Below are 5,405 nucleotides of genomic sequence, written 5' to 3'. Positions count from 1 at the left end.
GTTTTCGGTATAAGATGCGGTAGCATATGTTGACTGATATAACCCTCCGATTATTGTAGGTTCTGTTCCGCAGTCGTTTTGAAACTTACCTACTGCGCCGACAATTTCATTGGCAACTTTCAAATCCTGTGTTGCGTGCTGTTTATCCAAGAAAGATGGTATAGCAGACAGCAACAAGACTGCCAAAACCGCAATAACCGCTAAAACAATCAATAACTCAACAAGTGTAAAACCTTGCTGGTTTTTAATTTTCTTTGCTTGCGTTTCCAATTCCAACTTCTTCATTTCCTGAAACCTCTGTTGCATTTACGCTGTCCTCCTCTACTTCTTTAACATTTTCGTTTTTATTTGTTTTCTCAAACAACGACTCCCTGATTTCCTTAAACTCATCACTGTAATATAAATCAGACAGTTTAGTAAGGTTTTCATCTACCACACGCAGATTATCAAAGTATTTCTTCATTGCTTGGTTCATAAGCAATTTAGGGTCTTTGATATAAAGCTGTCCGATTAACTCCAAAAAATCCAGACTTTTCGCTAAAACCATCAACCTCCTGTAATTAACTCCATTGTTTACCGTTATTAATCCCATCTTATGATGCCGTAAAACCGTTTTTAATGGAATACCGCTTGCCAATTCCTCTTGTATTTTCTCTGTTGTCCGTTCCATAAAACTTTTTTTTGCCACTATAAACCTCCAAAAAAATAATTTTTTTTATAAAGCTTGCTTTTTTAAATTTCCAAAAGCAAGCTTTATAAATAGTGTAATAAAAAACCACGCAATAGTCAAGGGAAAAATGATTAATTATTATCCCCCACTATTGATACATATTGAAGGATCATACTGCCAACTTTGAGTTGTTTGAGTTGGTGGCAATGGTGATGTAGAAACATTATAAACCTTATAAGGTGGATTATATGTATATAAAGAAATACCATACCCCTGCCAACCAGTAGTAGTGGCAGGTGCATAACAATAGCCATTACTGTAACTAAATGGTGTAGGACATGTTTGATAACTAATTAAACCGGAATAGTAAATTCCAAAATAATCATAATAACAATCACCACCATAACATTGAGTGCTACCGTAAGTAACACATTGAACATAGTTATATCTTGCTTTTGTATAAGCCCACACAGTTATCGCAGGCATTACACAATAACCATTTGAGTAGGTTAATCCCGGTGCACAGCCTTGTCCGTTGTAAGTCAAATTATTTGTAACAGGAACTATTGAACTAATCAGCGATGTATTAAAACTGCAAGCCCCATATCCCAAACTATCTGTCCCGCTTGAAATTGTATAGTCGCAAAGCTGATTAGTGAAAGGGTCTATAATGATATTATTAAAATTGGTATTATTTGGATTAATAGAGTTTACATTTACCGCATACTGTTTGCCTGAATTTAAATTACCTGAATTCAACGCAGTAGGATTAACTGACTCCGCTGATATTTCCTGCATAGCGTAATAATTACCGTCGCTTGATTGAACTGTCTGAAAAGGCTCTGGCACAAGCCAATCTGTTTCCTGTGCGGTTACACCCTGCAAATAAAAGTTAATATTGTTGTAGTAGGTAGCATTGCAGTTTGTAGCATTAAGAATTAATGCTTGCACCCAGCTTCCGCCATAAACGCTAATCCAGCCTTGATTATATGAAAAACCATTTGTCCACTGTCCATCGCCAGCCGCCTGAACATATTGCGAAAAGCTTCCCATTGAATATAAGTTAAAAAAGTTTGTGTATGGAGAGCTTACATCATGAACCCCAGCCGATAAATAACCATAGCTTAAAAAATAATCCGTATAACAATGTTTATAGCATATTAAATCACTTGGCCCGCCTGATAAAGAACCCCAACCGCTATATCCTAAGGGACTTGCACCGCCTCCGCCAAAACATAAACCCGAACAGCCCCACCAACCGCATTGTCCCGAACAACCGCTTCCATAGCTGTAATTTGCCTGACAACTTCCATTTAACTGCCTTAAAGAATAAGCCATATTAAACTGCAAATTGCCGTTTGAGTCTGTTGTTGCGCTCCAGTTATCAATGTATTTTACAATTACATTTACAGGGCTGTATGGTGCTAAATATTGATTATTTACATAGTTTATCAAATTAGTAACTAAAACCTGCGGAACATAAGTAGCTGTCGTATTAACTTCATTAACTTCAAAGCCTACATTGTAAGCAGTTTGCGCTGATACTTGAGTATTTAACGGTGTAGCTACTACACTGCCTAAGCCTGTCGGTGTAAGCTGGTAAATCTGAACCAGTAAATTACCTAAATACTGATTTAAAACAGGTGCAATTGTTGACGAGTAATTAGGCAACTGCTGTATTCCTATATCTACATTATGCGTAAAGTAAGTAACCATTGCTACATAAGGATTTGGATTAGTAACTATCCAGCCACTTGCTTTGGATTGTATATTAGCAGGGTCAAAACCTGAAAAGTTTTCTATGTTAGGAGACCAAAGCGCTGAATTTACAGCCCACTTATTTACATATTTACCAGTAACTTGGTCGTAAACATTAGCCGAATAAACACAGTTAACTGTAACAGTGTTTACTCCATACTGTTGTATCATACTGCCTGCGTTTGCTATAAGCTGATTGAAGTCATTCTGCGGAAATACAGTGTTTGCCGTATTAGCTAAATCGGCATTGCTTGCAAACTGCGTTCCGTATTGACTGCCTATCGGATTTGAATAAATAGGCATTACGGATTGCGTAACATCATAGGTAGCTACCACTTGACTATTGACATACTTGTTGATTTGAGCGGTAAAACTGTGCGATAATCCTTCTATTTCGGTTATCGTCATAGTGTAAGTGGTAAATCCCTGCGAATCCGCATACGAATAATTTAAAGTGCCTATACCTATAAAAATCAGCAAGAAAGCTATTAAAACTTTTTTAAGCAATCCCATAACAAACTCCTTTTTAAAAAGTTAAGTTTTAAATAAAAAAACCACATTGCCCTTGAATTATAAGTTTAATTCTTTTTTAGATTTTGTCAATTATTAAAAGAAATAAATTATACTTGTTTTTCACTAAATTTGTGTTATTAGATATTTTTAAAAAAACACACATAAGAGGCAATCTAACTGTTAAATATTTTATCATATTTTATATAAAAAACCACTTGACAAATACATATTTTGGTGTATAATATAAGTATGTATAAGATTGGTCAGTTTTCAAAGCTTACAGGTATATCAATACCGACTTTAAGAGCATGGGATAAAAAAGAAATATTGAAACCAGAGTTCAAAACACAACATGGAGAAAGAAGATACAGTGATGCTCAACTACAGAGTATACTGCAGAAGAAACCAGATACATTACGTATTAATATAGGTTATGCAAGAGTAAGTTCAAAAAAGCAAGAAGATGACTTAAAAAGACAGATTGATCTATTAGAGCTGTTTTTAGCAAAACAAGGTAAACCATTTAAAATAATCTCTGATATAGGCAGCGGTATAAATTACTCAAAAGCAGGGCTAAAGGAATTAATAAAGTTAATATCATTAAACCAAATAGATAAAATTTATGTGCTATATAAAGACAGACTTGTTAGATTTGGCTTTGAACTTATAGAAGAATTTGCAAAACTTCACAGCACAAATATTGAAATAGTTAATCAAACAGAAGATAAAACTGACGAAGAGGAGTTAGTGGAGGATATTTTAAATATAATTCATGTTTTTTCTTGTAAGCTAAACGGTAAAAAAAGCCATATAAATAAAAAAGTGGCTGAAAGGTTATTAAATGAGAACTACCCTCAAAAAGAATGACATTAACTCTAACGAAGAGTTAAGAACCCTTTCTATAAGAATAAACTCAATAAAACTAAACAAAAAGATTCTATCCTTGGTTTACTCCTACCGACACTTTGAAAACATCCTGCTTATTCTTATAAAGCAAAACTATGAGTTTTATAGTCAAGGACAAGATAACATTAATGATTTCCAATATCTCACCAACAAACAGACGCTGAGAAATGCTCTTTTAGACTACAAAGCCAAAAATCCAAAAGACTCAGACTACCTAAATGAAAAATACAAAGACAGCGAACTATGGCAAAGCCTTAAAGCAGTATCTAAAAGCATAAAACAGCACAACTTTGTCTACATCATAGACAGAGTAAAATCAAACTACAAAACATACTTTACCAATATGCAGATGTGGCATGAAAACCCAAGTTTGTTTACAGGAATGCCTAAACCACCAAGACCTAAAAAGCTTTCCAAACTCACTAACTACTCAGTTGACATAGACAGATATACATCTTTGTCTTTTGCTAAATTAGAAAATAAAAACCTTATAGGTATAAATTTATCAAACAAGATGTTTTATATAAACTGCAGTTCTACGCAAGTTAAAAAATTGACAGACCTAAATAAGCTCTACTCTGCAAAGATTATTTACGACAGCGGTCTATTGTATTTAAATATTTCTTATATTAAAAAGAAAACTGATTTTATACCACTTACAGTTAAAGAGTCAGGCATTGATATTGGTGTAGATAACCTTGCGGCTGTTTTTGTAAATGATAAAACAACACCTTCTCTTATAATAGACGGTAAACCATTTAAACACTATAATGCAAAGTTCAACAGGATATTATCAAAACTCAATGAATCAAAGTCTCAAGAGGTATTGGAGTGGGGAACTTCTAAAACAAATACAAAGTATCCATTAAAGTATACTCAAAGAGGCAAAGACATAAATAAATTCATATCGTTCTTATACTTCAAAAGAAACAAATACTTTTATGATCAATTCCACAAAATTTCAAAACGCATTGTGGAGTTTTTGCATCTCAACAATGTAACAGACCTTTGCTTATCTAAAAACCTTGCAGAACTTAAAAACAATGGGGAATGTAAATTAAGCAAATCAGTAAAGCAGGGTTTCATCCAAATACCTTTTATAAAGCTTTTAAAAAACATTGAATATAAAGCACAGGAGGTGGGTATAAATGTTTACTGGATAGATGAAGCGTATTCTTCTAAATCAAGCTGTATATCAGATGACATAATCAGCATACAGCTGAATAAGCCCAAATCAACTAATGCTTTCAATGGAAAGCGTGTTGAGAGAGGGCTGTTTTTAGACACAGTAATATCTAAAATATTCAATGCTGATATTAACGGGGCAGTAAACCACATTAAGATTGCAGCAGCAAAAAGCTTTGAGTGGCTAAAAAACAGCTTATTTAAGCTTTGCAACCCAATAAAAATAAAAAGCGACTACGAATTCTGCAAGTTCCTAAAAAACATGCAGAATAGTGTGTCGGGTAAGTCTGTGCTTTGGGCAAACCAAAGCACAGAAGCGTCGGGGTCTACTTGAGTAAGTTTTTGACAGAAAATGGTAGATGTAAGTCGACGG

General features: G+C 34.2%; 5 protein-coding genes. 2 read left to right on the top strand and 3 right to left on the bottom strand.

What is annotated here, in order from left to right; genetic code table 11:
* The 3 genes from DESAMIL20_RS03485 to DESAMIL20_RS03470 all read right to left on the bottom strand — a co-directional run.
* Window positions 1–285 (bottom strand): type II secretion system protein (locus DESAMIL20_RS03485; RefSeq protein ID WP_158090505.1); only part of this gene is annotated, 285 nt, incomplete at its 3' end.
* Window positions 245–670, bottom strand: a complete 426-nt coding sequence (locus DESAMIL20_RS03480; RefSeq protein WP_143340216.1) for a hypothetical protein — start codon at window positions 668–670, stop codon at window positions 245–247. The genes DESAMIL20_RS03485 and DESAMIL20_RS03480, both read right to left, overlap by 41 nt.
* A 138-nt stretch (window positions 671–808) precedes the next feature.
* On the bottom strand, window positions 809–2,941 hold the full coding sequence (locus tag DESAMIL20_RS03470; protein ID WP_086033138.1) for a hypothetical protein: 2,133 nt from the start codon (window positions 2,939–2,941) through the stop codon (window positions 809–811).
* A 249-nt stretch (window positions 2,942–3,190) separates the two neighbouring features.
* Here DESAMIL20_RS03470 and DESAMIL20_RS03465 point away from each other — a divergent pair, with 249 nt between their 5' ends.
* Both DESAMIL20_RS03465 and DESAMIL20_RS03460 read left to right on the top strand, forming a co-directional pair.
* The gene (locus DESAMIL20_RS03465) at window positions 3,191–3,808 is read left to right on the top strand and encodes an IS607 family transposase (protein WP_143340238.1); all 618 of its coding nucleotides are present in this window, start codon (window positions 3,191–3,193) and stop codon (window positions 3,806–3,808) included.
* Complete coding sequence (locus DESAMIL20_RS03460; protein WP_086033432.1) at window positions 3,783–5,366, top strand: IS200/IS605 family accessory protein TnpB-related protein; 1,584 nt, start codon at window positions 3,783–3,785, stop codon at window positions 5,364–5,366. Before DESAMIL20_RS03465 ends, DESAMIL20_RS03460 begins: the two co-directional genes overlap by 26 nt.
* Window positions 5,367–5,405 lie beyond the last annotated feature (39 nt).

The sequence above is a fragment of the Desulfurella amilsii genome, assembly GCF_002119425.1.
Lineage (GTDB): Bacteria > Campylobacterota_A > Desulfurellia > Desulfurellales > Desulfurellaceae > Desulfurella > Desulfurella amilsii.
Note: the sequence above shows the minus strand (reverse complement) of the source record. Positions and strands in the feature narration are given on the sequence as shown.